The following is a 15,722-nucleotide window of genomic DNA, read 5'->3' on the forward strand; positions in this document are numbered from 1 at the left end:
GCCGCTATCCCTTCATCACTGTCACGTCGTCGACCTTGAGGGTGGATTTGTTCCTCACGAGGGCGACCAGGATACCGAGGGCGACGGCAACCTCCGCCGCGGTGATTGCGATGACGAAGATCGCGAAGATCTGCCCGCGGAAATCGGCGTGGTAGCGCCCGAAAGCGATGAAATTGACGTTGACCGAGTTGAGCAGCAGTTCCAGCGACATCAGTACAACGAGAATATTGCGCCTGAGCAGCACGCCCGCCGCTCCGATCACGAACAGGACCACGCCGAGTACAATATACCACCAGAGCGGAACCATCATCCCTGCTCCTTCCGCGCCAGCATGATGGCGCCGATCAGGGCGGCCAGCAGGATTACGGAGGCGGCTTCAAACGGCAGGAGATAGTCGGCGAAAAGGGCTGTTCCAAGCTGCCTGACGTTATCGCCGCCGCCCATGGCGACGGGCTCCATGAGCGAAAAGCGGTTGCTCCAGAGCACCAGCACGAGCATCTCGACCCCGAGCAGGACGAGCAGTACCAGAGCCGGGAGGTTGCCGCCCGGCAAGAACCGCTGCAACACCGCTTCGCGCACATCGATCATCATGATCACGAACAGGAACAGCACCATGATCGCGCCGACATAGACGAAGATCTGAATGACGGCGAGCAATGGTGCCTCGAGCAAGACGAAGATTGCCGAGACCTGCAGGAAGCACGCCATCAGCGCCAATGCGCTGTGAACCGGATTGCGCGCCAGGACCACCGTCAGGGCCGTGATCACGGATACCGTAGCGAACAGAAGAAAGAACCCCTGATCCATCGACGCCGACCTTCCGACGCGAACTGTCGCCCGGCGCGAGACGGCCGGATTTGAGACTGCGCCGCAACTTCCATTGCGTTCATAAATTGTGCCCTAATATTCGATTTTTCACAAGATTATTGTCATCGACCGAGTAGGTTCGGGTCGGTCCGGATGTGGCGAAGGTCGCTTGCGAAAGCGCGCGCTTTCGATAGGGCCGTACCGGAGGCAAAGCCGACCCAGCGGGACAGAAAACTCCCAAATCCTGAACGCGAAACCAACATTCCTTTCCCTATCCCAAAAAGCCCCGGAAGGGGCTTTTGGCGTTTCTGGGCGACAGAACGATGTTGCGACCGATCTGCGAGCGACGACTGGATAGTTGCTAAAGAGATAATATTCTAATATACGTAGATCAGCGTGCTTTTTATATTTCCATAGCGGTAAGCAACGTCCGTCTACACGGCGGCGCCTATTATCCTATTCAGAGGGCAGTTCGATTTCATGAAGTAGATCAGAGATTTATAGGGGGGAGTCATGCGAAAATCTTCTCTACTGACGTCTCGATATCGGAGGCGTCGTCTTCTACTGGTAATCTCCGGCTTGCCCGCGTTCTGTGCGGTGCTCTTCTTCGCTGGGGTTGCATCTGCGCAAGCGCCGACCGAAGAGCAGCGCGATGCCATCAGGGCAGAGTGCCGCTCCGATTTTATCGCGAAATGCTCCGGGGTGACACCGGGAGGTATCGAGGCGCTCACCTGTCTGCAGCAGCACAGCGCTACGCTTTCGGCAGGCTGCCAGAAAGCGGTTTCGGCGGTGAACGTCAAACCGAAATCGACATCCGCGCAGCCAACGCCGGCTGCACCTGCAAATACCGCGGCCTCTACTCCGGCGCCTGCGACCGGCACACCGGCGCAGCAGCCGACCCAGGCGCAGCGCAATGCGGTCAAATCGGCCTGCCAGCGGGATTTCATGGCGCAATGTTCGGGTGTCTCGCCGGGAGGTGCGGCGGCGCTCAGCTGTCTGCAACAGCATAATGCTGCTTTATCGGCGCCATGTCAGCAAGCCGTTGCGGCATTGGGGGCACCCAGCGGAGCTGCGACCGGCGGTGCGGCGGCCACCGGTGCGATCACGCCGGCCCCTCAGGCGATGATGCCGGCCTTCTCCCCACGTGAGGAAGTGATGATCCTGCGGGAAACCTGCGGAGCGGACTTCCGGGCCTTGTGCCGGATGGTGCCATTAGGGGGAGGCCGGGGCATTGCCTGTCTGCGCGACAATCTGCAGCGCGTATCACCAGCCTGCCATCGGGTGCTGACCTCGGGATTGTAGCGCCCGTTCGAAACTTCTCTCAGAAAGAGGTCGTCGCGCCCCAGCGAGAATTCGGTACCCGCGATCACTCAAAGGCATGCAAGCGGCGTTTGCCCGCCTGCATGCATTGCATCCCTTAATTTTCATGTCCGGCTGCGGCGGGTCCGGCAGCCGCCATCTGCAATTCGATGAAATCAATGACGACACCAACGAAAGGCATTGCCATGTCATCGACTTTCTCTTTCCCGCGATTGAAGCGGATCCTCCTCTATGCTTCGCTTGCCGCCAGCCTCGCGCCGCCGACCAGCGCATGGGCGGATGATGCGAAAGCGCTTCTAAAGACGATGTCCGATTTTCTGTCGGCGCAGAAGACGATATCCTTCACCTACCAATCATCGCTCGAAGCGGTGACGCCCGCCTTCGAGAAACTCCAATTCGTCAGCTCGGGGACGGCCAACCTGACGCGGCCGGACAAGCTGCGCGTCACCAGGACCGGCGGCTTTGCCGACCTCGATGTGAGTTTCGACGGGTCGTCGCTGACGGTGCACGGCAAGAACCTCGACGCCTATGCCAAGGTCGATGGCAAGGGTTCGCTCGACGAGCTGATCGACAGGCTGATGACCGCCGGCGTTGAGGCTCCCGGCGCCGATCTGCTGTCCTCCAACGTCTATGACACGCTGATGTCCGATGTGACCGAGGCCAAACACATTTCCAGTGCTTTCGTGGATGGCGTCGAATGCGACTATCTGGCTTTCCGGACGCCCGAGATCGACTGGCAGATCTGGATACAAGCCGGCGCGCAACCCATACCGCGCCGATACGTCATCACCAGCAAACATGTCGTCCAGGCGCCGCAATACACGCTTGAGATCGGCGATTTCAAGAGTGGCGCAGATGTCGCGGCCGTTTCCTACAACATCGAGATTCCTGGCAGTGCGAAGACAGTCGATCTCAGCGAGCTGCAATCGCTCGATGAGCTTCCGGCGGCTGCCGATGCGGGAGAACCAAAATGACCTCCAACAAACTGCTGTTCGCTCTCGGCCTGGCCGGTGTTCTGACATTCACCGACTTTCGCGTCGAGGGCCAAGGTTCAATGCCGCTGTCGATCGGGTTCGCCACGCCGGCGGGCGCCGTCATCGGCAGGCCGTTGACGCCGCTTTCTTATGCGGGCGTTGCCCGCAGGACGACGCGACGGGTCGTCACGCGGACGGCGACGACAATTGCCGTGCTCCCGTCAGGGTGTCTCTACGGTCCCTATTATGGCGGCTATTATTATCGGTGCGGCGGCCTTTATTACGCCAAGAGCGGCAACGTCTATGTGCAGGTGATCGTACAGTAAGTGCTGCGATCGGCTTACCCGACTTTCGATACCTCGGCCTCCGCCATACTTGCGGGCTTGTTCGCGGTCGCGCCGCGCCGCTTCCAGTGTTCCTCGAGGCGCTGCAGCAGCACGTAGAAGGAGGGAACGAAGAGGATGGCGAGGCAGGTCGAGGCGATCATGCCGCTGAAGACCGATATGCCGATCGATTTGCGGGCCGATGCGCCGGCGCCCGTCGCCAGCACAAGCGGCAGGACGCCGAGAATGAAGGCGAAGGACGTCATCAGGATCGGCCGGAAGCGCAGGCGGGCGGCCTCCACGGCCGCCTCCAGGATTTCCATGCCTTCCGCCCGTTTTTCCCTCGCATATTCGACGATGAGGATAGCGTTCTTGGCTGCCAGCGCAATCAGCAGGATGAGGCCGATCTGCGTATAGAGATTGTTGGCCACACCTGCTGCCGTGAGTGCCGCCACCGTGCCGAGCAGGGCGAGCGGCACAGCAAAAATGACCGCCAGCGGCAGGATCCAGCTTTCATATTGGCCGGCGAGCACGAAATAGACGAGCAGCATGGCGAGCGCGAAGACGAAGTAGATCTGCCCGCCGACGGCCTTCTCCTGATAGGAGAGGGCCGTCCATTCGAAGCCGGTTCCCGCCGGCAATGTATGATCGGCGATCTGCTCCATGACCTCGAGCGACTGGCCGGAACTGAAACCGGCGGCCGGTCCGCCGACGATGGTGGCGGTGGGATAGAGATTGTAGAGGCTGATCAGCGAAGGGCCTTGCGTCGTGGTGACATCGACGACCGTGCCGAGCGGCACCATCGTCCCGTCGCCGGCCTTGACCTTCAGATTGCGGATGTCATCTGGGCTGACACGGAAATCGGATGCGGCTTGCGCATAGACCTGGAAGGTGCGGCCGAATTTGTTGAATTGGGTGACATAGCTCGATCCGACATAGCCGGAGAGGGCGGAGAATACCTGCCCCACGGTAATTCCCAGCGTCTCCGCCTTGATGCGATCGACGGAGACCGCAAGCTGCGGCACGTTCGAGCGAAACGGCGTGCTCAGCCTTTGCAGCGATGACTGGGCATTGCCATTCTTGACGATCGTATCGGCAAGCGATTGTAGCAGCGGATAGTCGGAGACGCCGTTGCGGAGCTCGACCTGCATGGTAAAGCCGTTGGCATTGCCGATGCCCTGGATCGGCGGCGGCACGACCACCAGCGTTTTTGCGGTTAGCACATGCTGCAGCGCGTCGTTCAGATGCTGATAGATTGACAGCAGGTCCTGTCCCTTCTGCTTGCCGCGCTCGTCCCAATCCTTGAGAATGACATAGGCGACGCCGGCATTCTGCAAGCTGGCATTGTTGTCGAGAACGGAAAGGCCGCTGATGGTCAGCACCTGATCGACTCCGGGCGCGGCTTCGGCGATTTTGCCGACCTCTTCCATCACGGCATCGGTCCGCTCCTTCGAGGCGCCGTCGGGCAACTGCGCGCTGATCAGCACATAACCCTGATCCTCGATAGGCAGGAATGCGGTCGGCAGTCGCGACAGCCCCCAGATGGCGATGCCGATCAGCGCAAGTGCGGCGATCGCCATCATGCCGCTGTGGCGGGTCATCGATCCGATCAACCCGGCATAGTGGCGTTCGCCCCAATCATAGCCTCTGTTGAAGCCGCGGTAGAAGATGTTGCGTTTCTCGGGCGGCACCGGGGCTCGCAGCCAGAGGGCGCATTGCGTCGGCTTCAGCGTCACGGCATTGACGGCGCTGATCAGCGCGGTGGCGGCGATGACGAGCGCGAACTGCCGATAGAGCTGGCCGGTCAGGCCAGGCAGGAAGGCGGCCGGAATGAAAACGGCCATCAGCACCAGCGTGATGCCGATGACCGGGCCGAGCAGTTCCTCCATCGCCTTCTCGGCCGCCTTCCGGCCGGGCATGCCGGCCTCGATGTGCCGGGCGACGCCTTCGACGATGACGATGGCATCATCGACGACGATGCCGATGGCGAGAACGATGGCAAACAGCGTCGACAGGTTGACGGTGAAGCCCAGTGCCGCCATCGCTGCGAAGGCGCCGATGATGGTGACGGGCACGGTGGTTGCCGGCACCAGCATCGCCCGCCAATCCTGCAGGAAAACCAGAATGACGATGAGAACGAGCACGCCCGCCTCGATCAGGGTGACGTAAACCTCGTCGATGGAGGCCTTGACGAATTTCGTCGTGTCGAACGGCAGATGATATTCGAGGCCCGGCGGAAAACTCTTCGACAGCTCCGCCATCTTCGCATTCACCGCCTGCGCCACGGCAATCGCATTTGCCTCCGGCAGCTGGAAAATGCCGATGCCGGCGGCCGGCCGGCCGTTTTGCGTGAAGGACTGGCTGTAGGTCTGCGCGCCGAGCTCGACGCGGCCGATGTCGCGGACGCGGGTGATGCGGCCGCCCTGTCCGCTTTCGACCTTGACGATAATATTCTCGTAGTCGGCGGCCTCGTTCAGCCGGCCGTTGACATTCAGCGTGTATTGGAAGACCTGCCCTTTCGGCACCGGCGGAATGCCGATCTGGCCGGCGGTGACCTCCTGGCTCTGCTGCTGCACGACATTGACGACATCTTGCGGCGTCAGGCCACGTGCCTGCAGCAGGTTCGGATCCATCCAGATCCGCATGGCATATTGGCCGGCGCCGAACACCGTCACGTTGCCGACGCCGGGCAGGCGGGCGAGTTCGTTCTGCAGGTTGATGACGGCGTAGTTCGAGAGAAACAGGCTGTCATAGCGGCTGTCGGGCGATGTCAGCGTGACGAAGCCGAGGATCGCCGTCGATTTCTTCTGCGTCGTCACGCCTTGAAGCTGCACCGCTTCGGGAAGCGACGACATTGCTATGGCGACGCGGTTCTGCACCAGAACCTGCGCCTGATCCGGATCGGTGCCGATGGCAAAGGTTACGGTCAGCGCATAGGTGCCGTCGCTGGCGCTGGTCGACTGCATGTAGAGCATGTCCTGCACGCCGTTGACTTGCTGCTCGATCGGCAGCGCCACGGTGTCGATGAGGGTCTGTGCGCTGGCGCCGGGGAAGCGCGTCGTCACCTGCACCGTCGGCGGGACGACATTCGGATATTGCGCTACAGGCAGCTGGAACAGGGCGACCGCGCCGACGAGCACGAAGACCAATGCCAGGACGTTGGCGAGTACCGGCCGCTCGATGAAGAAACGCGAGATCATGCTGTTGTCCTCAGACGTTCAGATGAAGCGTGGTGGCGAATTCATTGCGTTGTGGTTTTGGTCTTGGCATCGCCGGCGGCATTGGCCGTCGGGTTCATTTCGATCTTCTCAGGCGTGACCTTGCTGCCGGGAACGGCTTGCTGAACACCTTGGACAACGATCCAGTCGGCCGGATCGAGACCGGACTCGATGACGCGGAGCTGACCTTCACGCTGGCCCGTCTTCACCCGCTTCTGTTCGATGACGTCATCCTTGCCGAGAGCGAGCACGTAGCTGCCCAGCTGGTTCGTTCCGATTGTATCGTCGCGCACCAGCAGGGCCTTGTCGTTGTGGCCGACCGGCACCCGAACCCGTACGAAAAGGCCGGGCAGCATGGCATGATCCTTGTTGTCGAACAGGGCGCGCACCTGAAGCGTGCCGGTGGAGGCATCGAGCTGAGGCGATACGTAGTCGAGATGTCCCTTGTGCGGGTAACCTTCCTCCGTCTGCAGGCCGATCTCCGCAGGTATGTTCGGAAGGTCCGTCTGCCTGAAAGTATGTCCCTGCTTTGCCAGGGTCTGCTTGATCATCAGCACCTGCGTTTCGCTGACGTTGAAATAGGCGTAAAGCGGATCGGTCTGGACGATGCTGGCGAGTTTGGTGGGGCCGGACACGCCGACCAGCGTGCCGATATCGACGAGGTGATCCGTGACGATGCCGTCGAAGGGAGCAAGCACCTCGGTATAGCCGAGGTTGATCGTCGCGAGTTCGACATTGGCCTGGGCGTTCAGAATGGCGGCATTCGCCTCGTCGAGCGTTGCCTTGGCGCTGTCGACCGCGGTCTGGGTGGTGACCTGTTGTTTCGACAAATTGACCTGCCGGTCATATTCCTGCTTTGCGCCGACCTGTGAGGCCTGCTGCGAGGCGAGCGATGCCTTGGCCTGATCCAGTTGCGCCTGGTAGGTGTCGCGCTCGATGCCGAAAAGCTTGGTGCCCTTCTTCACCAGCATGCCGTCCTGGTAGTCGATGGATTGGATATAGCCCTGGACGCGCGCCTCTATATCGACGGCATTGAGCGGCGCCGTATTGCCGGTGAGTTCGAAATAGAGCGTCACCGGCTGCTGGATCGGCTGCGCGATCCGAACTGCAGGCGGCGGAGGGGGAACGTAGCTGTTGCCGCTCTCCTCGCAGCCGGCGAGAATTGCCATGCCGGCAAATGTCACAAAAAGTCGCAGAGCCTGATGCAATCTCCCACGCATTGTCGCCGCCTCGACAGGTCAAGAGTCACAGTTTGCATGCGTGCCTCGACGGCGACCCCCAATCGGCCTGCCGAAGGTTCAAGGCATGCGATATTATGTCGCGGCATTCCAAAAAATTGCAATAGCCCTTGGGGCGCAATTGAACTGTTTGAGCCACGAAGACCCCGGGCACGAGGGGTTCGTGGGCGGCTACGGTCTCCCGAGCCGTTCCATGGCGGATTGCAAGGGTGCGTCCGAAACGCGGACCAGCCCGATGTAGGGGTTGGCCATATCCGAGATCAGGAAGACCGCGCCCGCAACGGAAAGCGCGCAGACAAAGAGAATGGACAGCACCGTCGGGTTGGGCGGCGCCTGCAGGCCGAAGGTTGCAAAAAGCAGCGAGAGCCAACAGACGAGAACTGCCAGGAACGCCCCGGGCAGGCCCTCACTGCCGGATTCGACCAGCAGCCAGTGAGTTTCCGCCACCATGCCGCTGACATCGAGGGCGCGTGTCTGGAGAGCGTGCTGGACGGCATCTCTTGGCGACAGGGATCGAAGGTCACCCTGGACAGCCTCTATATCCTGATACTCCCCCAGCGCCTTGCCGGATGCCGCGTCGGTAGTCTCGGCAGTCCAGCCGCGGCTCAGCCGTCTTTCGATAAGTTGGCGCAGCAGCCGGCGCGCATTGTCGGTCTCCGGGCCGTATTGCGCCATGACGCGGTCCAGCAGGAGGACCCGCGCCGCCGCCGTTCTCATTTCCACTTCGGCATTGTCATAGGCCGATTTGGCGGACGCGATCAGCAGGCCGAGCGCCAAGGCCGACAGCGTTCCCACCACCGCGGTCGCGAGCCTGATGACATCCTTGGATTCCGAGCTGAGATGATGATCCGGCAAGCGGCCGCGCACCATCATTCCTATCGATGTTGCCGCCGACAGAAAAACAAATACAAGCCCGCCAAGCAACAGTGAGCTCAAGTCCGGTCTCCGTATCGTTACGTCAATCCAGCAAGCATTGCGATGCTTGCAGGTTGTGCAATTGCTGCTGTCATCATAGCGGAAGGTAGAGGGGGCGTGGAACTCTTTACTTTTCTGTTCTCGCGCCGGCGGACATCATTGCTGGAAAATGAGCAGCACGTAAGCCAGGAAAAGCACGAGATGCACGGCACCCTGCATCAGATGCGTGCGGCCGCTGGCAAAGGTGATGATGCTGACGGCGAGAGTGAGCACCAGCATCACCAGATCGCCGTGTTCCAGGCCGAGGGTGACCGGGTGCCCGTAAAGACGGCTAACGACCAGCATCGCCGGCACGGTCAGCCCGATCGTCGATAAGACCGAACCCAAAAAGATATTGACGGAGCGCTGAAGATTATCGGCGATGGATGCGCGCACGGCGCTGATCGCCTCGGGCGTCGCGACAAGGATGGCCATGACAACGCCGCCGAATGCGGTGGGCGCATGCAGGGTTTCGATAATGTAGTCGATCGGCCGTGCAAGCTGCTCGACCAGAAAGACGACCGGGCCCATATAGGCGAAGAGCAAAACGGTATGGGGCCAGAGCTGCCCGCGAGGGGGAGCGGGTTCGCCGGGATGCTGATCGTGGTTGCGATCGGTGGTGAAATAATCGTGATGGCGGCCGGCCTGGAGAGACAGGAATGTGGCATAAAGGCCGACCGATATGACGCCCAGTATCAGTTGTCTTGCTGCCGATGGATGCTGTCCGCCCGCGCCTGCAAGAAATGTCGGCATGACCAGACTGAGCGTCGCCAGCGGCACGATCACCCCGAGATAGGCGTTGGCGCCCTGCAGGTTATGCTGCTGCTCCGGCCACCGCCATGCGCCCAGCAGCAACGACAGGCCGACCATGCCGTTCAGAATGATCATGACGACTGCAAACAGCGTGTCGCGCGCAAGCGTCGGATTGTTTTCGCCGTGAAGCATGACGGCTGATATGGCCATCACCTCGATCGAGGTGATGGCAAGCGTCAGAATGAGCGTGCCGTAAGGCTCCTTCAGCCGCTCCGCCAGATGGTCTGCGTGCCGCACGACCGACAGAGCGGAGCCGAGCACCACGGCAAACAGCCAGCCGAAAACCACAGTGAACCAAAGTGGATCGGAGAGCTGTGCGAAGAGCTGTTCCTGGAAAGCAAGAAAGACCAAGCTCGTTGCGAGGCTGACGCCGAGGAACCATTCCTCGCGCAGCAGATCGGTGGCGCTGACGGCGTGCAATGCCGGACCGTCCGTCATCGAAACCACCCGCTTCCTGGCAAATGCCGCCGCAATGCGATCATCACCACCATAGGTCCGCCCGCTGTCTCCTGCCCACCATCTGAGCCGGCGGAGATGAGGCTGCCTTAAGGCGAACAGAAGCTCAAGTCAGATCGTATGTCGGGGACCAAAACTTGCAGATTCGTCGTTCACCGCCCACTGATCCGAGCAAAGGAGCGGCAGCAGATCACGCCGCGCCTTGCGTTATTCGCGCCCGGTTGCCGGGATCGCCGCGCCGGTGACGACGGCTGCGGCCGGTGAAATCAGGAAGGCGATGAGGCGGGCGATCGATTGAGGCGATACCCAGCCCTCCGTTTTCGCATTGGGCATGGCGGCGCGATTCTCGGGCGTGTCGATCGTCCCGGGGAGGATGCAGTTGGCGGTGATGCGGTCGTCGCGGCATTCGGCAGCGAGCGCTTCGGTCAGCCGGATGACGGCGGCTTTCGAGGCGGCGTAAGCGGCCTGATTGGGGCCGGCCTTCAGGCCTGGTGCGGCAGCGACGTGAACGATGCGACCGTAACCTGATGCCTTCATCGTCGGGAGAACCGCGGCGCTGATCGTCAGCGCGGTGCGGGCGTTGGCGGTCATCATCGTCTCCCATTGGGCGGGAGCATCCGGACCGACCGGTCCCATCTGGAAGCCGCCGACGGTATTGACCAATGCGCTGACCCCGCCGAAGCGCTTGACGGCTCGGGCGACGGCGGCGGCGCAGGAGGCATAATCGGTGAGATCCGTCCCGGCGATCGACAAAAATTCCGTAGAGGCGGGAAGATCGCCGGCCAAGACTTCCAACTCCTGGCTCGAACGGTTCATGCAGACGAGTTTCGCGCCGCCGGCAGCCAACTCGCGGACGACGGCGCTGCCGAGATTGCCGCCGGCTCCCGTGACGATCACGGCTTTCTGCTCGTTCATCATCACAATCGTTCTCCTGACGGTGGTGTGTTGAGTGGTGCGGGCATAGTTGATCCAGTCCGCCCGGCAGCGCAAGCCCGCCGTCGCAAGCGGCTCAACTTTTCACAGAAGCGCAGAATCGGTCTAACCTTTTGTTTTTTTGTGCAAATCCCGAAAAAAGCGCTTCGCACTTTGCCTGGAATTGCTCCAGACAAAATCAGAGACCTTGCGGAACTCCCGCGGAGCGATCCGCGGGAGTTGCCCGTCAGTGCTTGGTCCTGCCAGACCGGCCTTCAGTGATACTTCGCCCCTTCTCGGCCAAGGATGACGGGTGCGTCCAGGTCTGAGATCGGACGGGCGACATCGGCCGGGATGTCGCCGGTAAGCTGCAGGTCGAGATAACGGGCGCAGCAGACGCGCAGGAAAGAGGTGAAGTTTCCGAGATCATGGCCGGCATCGATCGATTCATGATGCAGCCGGGTGATCAGCTGGACGACATTCATGCCGTCGCGACGGGCTATTTCTTCGAGCTTCGACCAGAAGAAATTCTCCAGCCTTACACTGGTGACCATGCCGTCGATGCGCAGCGACCGGGTGGTGCTTTCCCAAAGCCGTGCATCCGCCTTGATAAACAGTTCGCACATGTCGTTCTCCCGGTGCCATCCTCCTCAGGCGGCGTTGGTTTCGAGCAGGGCTGCCGCATCGAGCACGGCCATGAACTGACGCAGCCACGACGGGTGGGCCGGCCAGGCTGGCGCCGTGACCAGGTTGCCGTCCGAAACCGCGTCGCTGATTGATATGTCGGCATAGATGCCGCCGGCAAGCTCGACCTCAGGCCGGCAGGCCGGATAGGCAGAGCAGGTGCGGCCCTTCAGCACGCCGGCGGCGGCAAGCAGTTGTGCGCCGTGACAGATGGCGGCGACGGGTTTTCCGGCGTCGAAGAAATGCCGGACGGATCTGATGACGTCGGCATTGAGACGAAGATATTCGGGCGCGCGGCCGCCGGGAATGACGAGGGCATCGTAATCTTCGGCGCGCACGCTGTCGAAGGTGGCGTTCAACGCGAAATTATGACCGCGCTTTTCCGAATAGGTCTGGTCGCCCTCGAAATCATGGATGGCGGTGGCGACCGTCTCGCCGGCCTTCTTGCCGGGGCAGACGGCATCGACCGTATAGCCGCAGGCGAGCAGCGTCTGGAACGGCACCATCGTTTCGTAATCTTCGGTGAAATCACCGGTGATCATCAGGATCTTTGAGGCTGGCATCGTATCCTCCTTTGAAACCAACGGCTGGAGATTAGCAAACAGCGACAGGCAGAAGGTACTATGGGAATACTACAGGCGAAATTCCCGCTCAAAGCGGCCGGGCTCTCACATCCGGGACGGCGCAGGCCTCGCCGCCGCCGAAGAGGCGGGAGCGGGTGAGGAAGCGTTTCTCGCGGCCATTATCGAGCGAGAACATGCCGCCGCGGCCGGGCACGACATCGATGATCAGCTGGGTATGTTTCCACGCCTCGAACTGGCTGGCGCTGATATAGACCGGCACGCCGCCGATCTCGCCGAGTTTGACGTCGCTGTCACCGACCATGAATTCATTAGCCGGATAACACATCGGCGAAGAGCCGTCGCAGCAGCCGCCGGACTGGTGGAAGAGGATATCGGGATGATCGCGCGTGATCTCTGCGATCAGCGCGAGTGCCGCGTCGGTCGCGAGCACACGCGGTTCGCCGTTGACGGTGGTTTCCATGGTTTTCCTCCGCACGTTTGGGGAAAGGGATTCCCCTCCCCAACCCCTCCCCACAAGGGGGAGGGACTTAACTTATTGAAATGCCTCGCTCTAAAAGCGGCATATCCCTTGCTGAGAGTTCGGCAAGGAAAGCTGGTGGAGCGGCATCGTCAGCCCCTCCCCCTTGTGGGGAGGGGTTTTAAACCTCTCCCATATCAGTCTCAGAAGAAGCCGAGCGCCTTCGGGCTGTAGCTCACCAGCATGTTCTTGGTCTGCTGGTAGTGTTCGAGCATCATCTTATGGGTTTCTCGGCCGATGCCCGACTGTTTGTAGCCGCCGAAGGCGGCATGGGCGGGATAGGCGTGGTAGCAGTTGGTCCAGACGCGGCCGGCCTGGATCTCGCGGCCGAAGCGATAGCAGCGGTTGGCGTCGCGGCTCCAGACGCCGGCGCCGAGGCCGTAGAGCGTGTCATTGGCGATTTCGAGCGCTTCCTTCTCGTCCTTGAAAGTCGTGACCGAAACCACCGGCCCGAAAATCTCCTCTTGGAACACACGCATCTTGTTGTGGCCCTTGAAGATCGTCGGCTTGACGTAGTAGCCGTTCGCCAGTTCGCCGCCGAGATCGTTGCGCGTGCCGCCAGCCAGCACCTCGGCGCCTTCCTGCTTGCCGATGTCGAGATAGGCGAGGATCTTTTCCAGCTGTTCCGTCGATGCCTGGGCGCCGATCATCGTCGCGCTGTCGAGCGGGTTGCCCTGCTTGATCGCCTCGACGCGTTTGACCGCCTTTTCCATGAAGCGGTCGTAGATCGACTCCTGGACGAGGGCGCGGCTCGGGCAGGTGCAGACTTCGCCCTGGTTCAAGGCAAACATCGCAAAGCCTTCGAGCGCCTTGTCGAGGAAATCGTCATCCTCAGCCATCACGTCGGCGAAGAAGATGTTCGGCGATTTGCCGCCGAGCTCCAGCGTCACCGGAATGAGGTTCTGGCTGGCATATTGCATGATCAGCCGGCCGGTCGTCGTCTCGCCGGTGAAGGCGATCTTGGCAACGCGGGGGCTGGTCGCCAGCGGCTTGCCGGCCTCAAGGCCGAAACCGTTGACGATGTTGAGCACGCCGGGCGGCAGGAGATCGCCGACCAATTCGGCCCAGAGCAGGATCGAAGCCGGGGTCTGCTCGGCAGGCTTGAGGACGACACAGTTGCCGGCGGCAAGTGCCGGCGCCAGCTTCCAGGTGGCCATCAGGATCGGGAAGTTCCACGGAATGATCTGGCCGACGACGCCGAGCGGTTCGTGGAAGTGATAAGCGACAGTATCGTGGTCGATTTCGCCGATCGACCCTTCCTGGGCGCGGATGCAGGAGGCGAAATAGCGGAAGTGGTCGATCGCCAGCGGAATGTCCGCCGCCATGGTTTCGCGGATCGGCTTGCCATTGTCCCAGGTTTCGGCCTGGGCGAGCAATTCCAGTTTGTCTTCCATGCGCTGGGCGATCTTCATGAGGATATTGGAGCGCTCGGCAGCCGAAGTGCGGCCCCATTTCTCCTTGGCCGCATGGGCGGCGTCGAGAGCGAGATTGATGTCCTTTTCATTGGAGCGGGGAATGTCGCAGAGCTTGCCGCCGGTGACGGGCGTCAGGTTTTCGAAATATTTGCCTTCGACCGGCTCGCGCCATTCGCCGCCGATATAGTTGCCGTATTTCAGCTTGAACGGCGACTCGACGATTTTCTGATGAAGCATGTCATCCTCCCATGGTGATCCAGGTTCCAAGTGAACCAGTGGGAGGAAATTGTGCGGATTTTGCTGAAGGGAACAGGGGAGGTCTTCCATACCGCAGTGCACACTGTCGCAGACATGCGACAGATCGCATAAGGACCGCAGTTGTCGGCGGAACCTTCGGCCGCTTCGTCAATGCAGGTCGAACTTCTTCATCTTCCGGTGCAGGGTGGCGCGGCTGATGCCGAGCGCGACGGCTGCCTGCGAGACGTTGCCGCTGGTGCGCGACAGTGCCCGCAGCAAGGCTGCCTTTTCCGCTTCGATAATCTCTTCCTGCTGTGAGACACCAGCTTCATGCAGCGCATCGGCGGCCGGAATGCCGGCGGCAATCCGCTTGTCGTCCAGCTGCAGCGCGATGCGGGCGGCCCGTGTCGCGCCGAGCACGAGGTCGTGCCGGTCGACGGCAAGCAGGGCGGCGGCGGAATTGGCGCCGGCCGGGACCATCAGAAAGCGGGCGCCTATGAAGGCCGAACGGAAGAGGTTGAGTTCGATACGCATCGCCGCATCGCGCACGGTCTGCGTCAGGATCGCCAAGGTCATCTCGTTGACGTCTTCACGGCAGGTGGAGATGTCGAGGGCTGCGGCCAGCCGGCCACGATGATCGCGGATCGGCGCGGTCGTGCAGCTGAGGCTGGTATTCGAGCAGAAAAAATGCTGGTCGCGGAAGATGGCGACGGCGCGCTCGTCGGCAAGGGCGGTGCCGATGCCGTTGGTGCCGATGCTTGCCTCGGTCCAGACCGAGCCGGTCCAGAGGCCGAGTTCGTGAAATTCCTTGTCGTCGCCGGCAGCCCCACGGCGTTCCAAGGCGATGCCGTTCTTGTCGGTCAGAAGCAGGCAGCAGCCGGCCTTGCCAACGGTGTTAAAGAGGCGATCGAGTTCTTCCGTCGCGCTGGCGATCAGCTGCCCGGACTGCTCGCGGGCACGGCGGAATTCCTCGTCGGTCAGGCGCAGCGGCGCCCGTTCATCCTCGGGGGCGAGCTGGTGCATGGTCATGCATCGCCGCCAGGAGGCGACCACTGGAGAACTGGCCGCGGCGGAATCGCGCTGGGCAGACGTGTAGACGTGATCGGCATGTGCTGAGTTTTCGTGCATCGGCTCCTCCCACCGAAGCATAGTCTGATGGAAAAGCGGCGGGTTTGCAATCAGCCGGCGCCTGGTGGGTATCCAAGTGCGGCTCCTCCCGACAAAACAGTTGAATTCACATTTCGGTGTTCGAGCCGTCATCATGTAACAA

The 15,722-nt window shown here is 61.4% G+C and carries 15 protein-coding genes; 3 read left to right on the forward strand and 12 right to left on the reverse strand.

Annotation, left to right across the window (positions count from 1 at the left end; translation table 11 throughout):
- Positions 1-4: 4 nt before the first annotated feature.
- Together nuoK and FFM81_RS02270 are read right to left on the reverse strand one after the other, a co-directional pair.
- Positions 5-307, reverse strand: coding sequence for an NADH-quinone oxidoreductase subunit NuoK (nuoK, locus tag FFM81_RS02265; protein WP_037091787.1), 303 nt, complete (start codon positions 305-307; stop codon positions 5-7).
- Positions 307-807, reverse strand: coding sequence for an NADH-quinone oxidoreductase subunit J (locus tag FFM81_RS02270; RefSeq protein ID WP_003566943.1), 501 nt, complete (start codon positions 805-807; stop codon positions 307-309). Before FFM81_RS02270 ends, nuoK begins: the two co-directional genes overlap by 1 nt.
- Positions 808-1,320: 513 nt before the next feature.
- Between FFM81_RS02270 and FFM81_RS02275 the strand changes: the two genes are divergently transcribed.
- The 3 genes from FFM81_RS02275 to FFM81_RS02285 all read left to right on the forward strand — a co-directional run bounded on the left by FFM81_RS02275 (position 1,321) and on the right by FFM81_RS02285 (position 3,427).
- The gene (locus FFM81_RS02275; protein WP_003566942.1) at positions 1,321-2,109 is read left to right on the forward strand and encodes a hypothetical protein; all 789 of its coding nucleotides are present in this window, start codon (positions 1,321-1,323) and stop codon (positions 2,107-2,109) included.
- A 203-nt stretch (positions 2,110-2,312) separates the two neighbouring features.
- Positions 2,313-3,101, forward strand: a complete 789-nt coding sequence (locus tag FFM81_RS02280; protein WP_003566941.1) for a DUF2092 domain-containing protein — start codon at positions 2,313-2,315, stop codon at positions 3,099-3,101.
- Complete coding sequence (locus FFM81_RS02285) at positions 3,098-3,427, forward strand: hypothetical protein (protein ID WP_003566939.1); 330 nt, start codon at positions 3,098-3,100, stop codon at positions 3,425-3,427. Before FFM81_RS02280 ends, FFM81_RS02285 begins: the two co-directional genes overlap by 4 nt.
- Before the next feature lie 14 nt (positions 3,428-3,441).
- Here FFM81_RS02285 and FFM81_RS02290 read toward each other — a convergent pair whose 3' ends face one another.
- The 10 genes from FFM81_RS02290 to FFM81_RS02335 all read right to left on the reverse strand — a co-directional run bounded on the left by FFM81_RS02290 (position 3,442) and on the right by FFM81_RS02335 (position 15,580).
- Positions 3,442-6,624, reverse strand: coding sequence for an efflux RND transporter permease subunit (locus FFM81_RS02290; protein WP_128398562.1), 3,183 nt, complete (start codon positions 6,622-6,624; stop codon positions 3,442-3,444).
- A 41-nt stretch (positions 6,625-6,665) separates the two neighbouring features.
- Positions 6,666-7,862 carry an efflux RND transporter periplasmic adaptor subunit gene (locus tag FFM81_RS02295; protein WP_138386443.1) on the reverse strand — a complete coding sequence of 399 codons (1,197 nt, stop codon included), beginning with the start codon at positions 7,860-7,862 and terminating at the stop codon, positions 6,666-6,668.
- A 189-nt stretch (positions 7,863-8,051) separates the two neighbouring features.
- Positions 8,052-8,816 (reverse strand): bestrophin-like domain, encoded by a 765-nt coding sequence (locus tag FFM81_RS02300; protein WP_173883750.1) that lies wholly within the window; start codon positions 8,814-8,816, stop codon positions 8,052-8,054.
- Positions 8,817-8,951: 135 nt separating this feature from the next.
- Positions 8,952-10,085 carry a calcium:cation antiporter gene (locus FFM81_RS02305; protein WP_097537297.1) on the reverse strand — a complete coding sequence of 378 codons (1,134 nt, stop codon included), beginning with the start codon at positions 10,083-10,085 and terminating at the stop codon, positions 8,952-8,954.
- 225 nt (positions 10,086-10,310) lie between these two features.
- Complete coding sequence (locus FFM81_RS02310; protein ID WP_037091875.1) at positions 10,311-11,018, reverse strand: SDR family NAD(P)-dependent oxidoreductase; 708 nt, start codon at positions 11,016-11,018, stop codon at positions 10,311-10,313.
- Between the two features lie 272 nt (positions 11,019-11,290).
- Positions 11,291-11,641: a ribbon-helix-helix domain-containing protein gene (locus FFM81_RS02315; RefSeq protein WP_097537296.1), complete on the reverse strand. Its 351-nt coding sequence runs from the start codon at positions 11,639-11,641 to the stop codon at positions 11,291-11,293.
- A 24-nt stretch (positions 11,642-11,665) separates the two neighbouring features.
- A complete protein-coding gene (locus FFM81_RS02320; RefSeq protein WP_003566925.1) occupies positions 11,666-12,262 on the reverse strand; it encodes a DJ-1/PfpI family protein in 597 nt (198 codons plus the stop codon).
- Positions 12,263-12,350: 88 nt separating this feature from the next.
- On the reverse strand, positions 12,351-12,743 hold the full coding sequence (locus FFM81_RS02325) for a DUF779 domain-containing protein (protein ID WP_003566923.1): 393 nt from the start codon (positions 12,741-12,743) through the stop codon (positions 12,351-12,353).
- Between the two features lie 200 nt (positions 12,744-12,943).
- Positions 12,944-14,452, reverse strand: coding sequence for an aldehyde dehydrogenase (gene adh, locus FFM81_RS02330; protein ID WP_138386442.1), 1,509 nt, complete (start codon positions 14,450-14,452; stop codon positions 12,944-12,946).
- Positions 14,453-14,620: 168 nt separating this feature from the next.
- The gene (locus FFM81_RS02335; RefSeq protein ID WP_003566919.1) at positions 14,621-15,580 is read right to left on the reverse strand and encodes a helix-turn-helix domain-containing protein; all 960 of its coding nucleotides are present in this window, start codon (positions 15,578-15,580) and stop codon (positions 14,621-14,623) included.
- Between the last annotated feature and the right edge of the window lie 142 nt (positions 15,581-15,722).

Origin of the sequence: Rhizobium hidalgonense (assembly GCF_005862185.2) — a bacterium.
Classification (GTDB): domain Bacteria; phylum Pseudomonadota; class Alphaproteobacteria; order Rhizobiales; family Rhizobiaceae; genus Rhizobium; species Rhizobium hidalgonense.

Coding starts and splice junctions, on each gene's coding strand:
- FFM81_RS02275 (WP_003566942.1), top strand. CDS start 1,321: ATGCGAAAATCTTCTCTACTGACGTCTCGATATCGGAGGCGTCGTCTT.
- adh (WP_138386442.1), bottom strand. CDS start 14,452: ATGCTTCATCAGAAAATCGTCGAGTCGCCGTTCAAGCTGAAATACGGC.
- FFM81_RS02315 (WP_097537296.1), bottom strand. CDS start 11,641: ATGTGCGAACTGTTTATCAAGGCGGATGCACGGCTTTGGGAAAGCACC.
- FFM81_RS02285 (WP_003566939.1), top strand. CDS start 3,098: ATGACCTCCAACAAACTGCTGTTCGCTCTCGGCCTGGCCGGTGTTCTG.
- FFM81_RS02270 (WP_003566943.1), bottom strand. CDS start 807: ATGGATCAGGGGTTCTTTCTTCTGTTCGCTACGGTATCCGTGATCACG.
- FFM81_RS02305 (WP_097537297.1), bottom strand. CDS start 10,085: ATGACGGACGGTCCGGCATTGCACGCCGTCAGCGCCACCGATCTGCTG.
- FFM81_RS02310 (WP_037091875.1), bottom strand. CDS start 11,018: ATGAACGAGCAGAAAGCCGTGATCGTCACGGGAGCCGGCGGCAATCTC.
- FFM81_RS02280 (WP_003566941.1), top strand. CDS start 2,313: ATGTCATCGACTTTCTCTTTCCCGCGATTGAAGCGGATCCTCCTCTAT.
- FFM81_RS02325 (WP_003566923.1), bottom strand. CDS start 12,743: ATGGAAACCACCGTCAACGGCGAACCGCGTGTGCTCGCGACCGACGCG.
- FFM81_RS02320 (WP_003566925.1), bottom strand. CDS start 12,262: ATGCCAGCCTCAAAGATCCTGATGATCACCGGTGATTTCACCGAAGAT.
- FFM81_RS02290 (WP_128398562.1), bottom strand. CDS start 6,624: ATGATCTCGCGTTTCTTCATCGAGCGGCCGGTACTCGCCAACGTCCTG.
- FFM81_RS02295 (WP_138386443.1), bottom strand. CDS start 7,862: ATGCGTGGGAGATTGCATCAGGCTCTGCGACTTTTTGTGACATTTGCC.
- nuoK (WP_037091787.1), bottom strand. CDS start 307: ATGGTTCCGCTCTGGTGGTATATTGTACTCGGCGTGGTCCTGTTCGTG.
- FFM81_RS02335 (WP_003566919.1), bottom strand. CDS start 15,580: ATGCACGAAAACTCAGCACATGCCGATCACGTCTACACGTCTGCCCAG.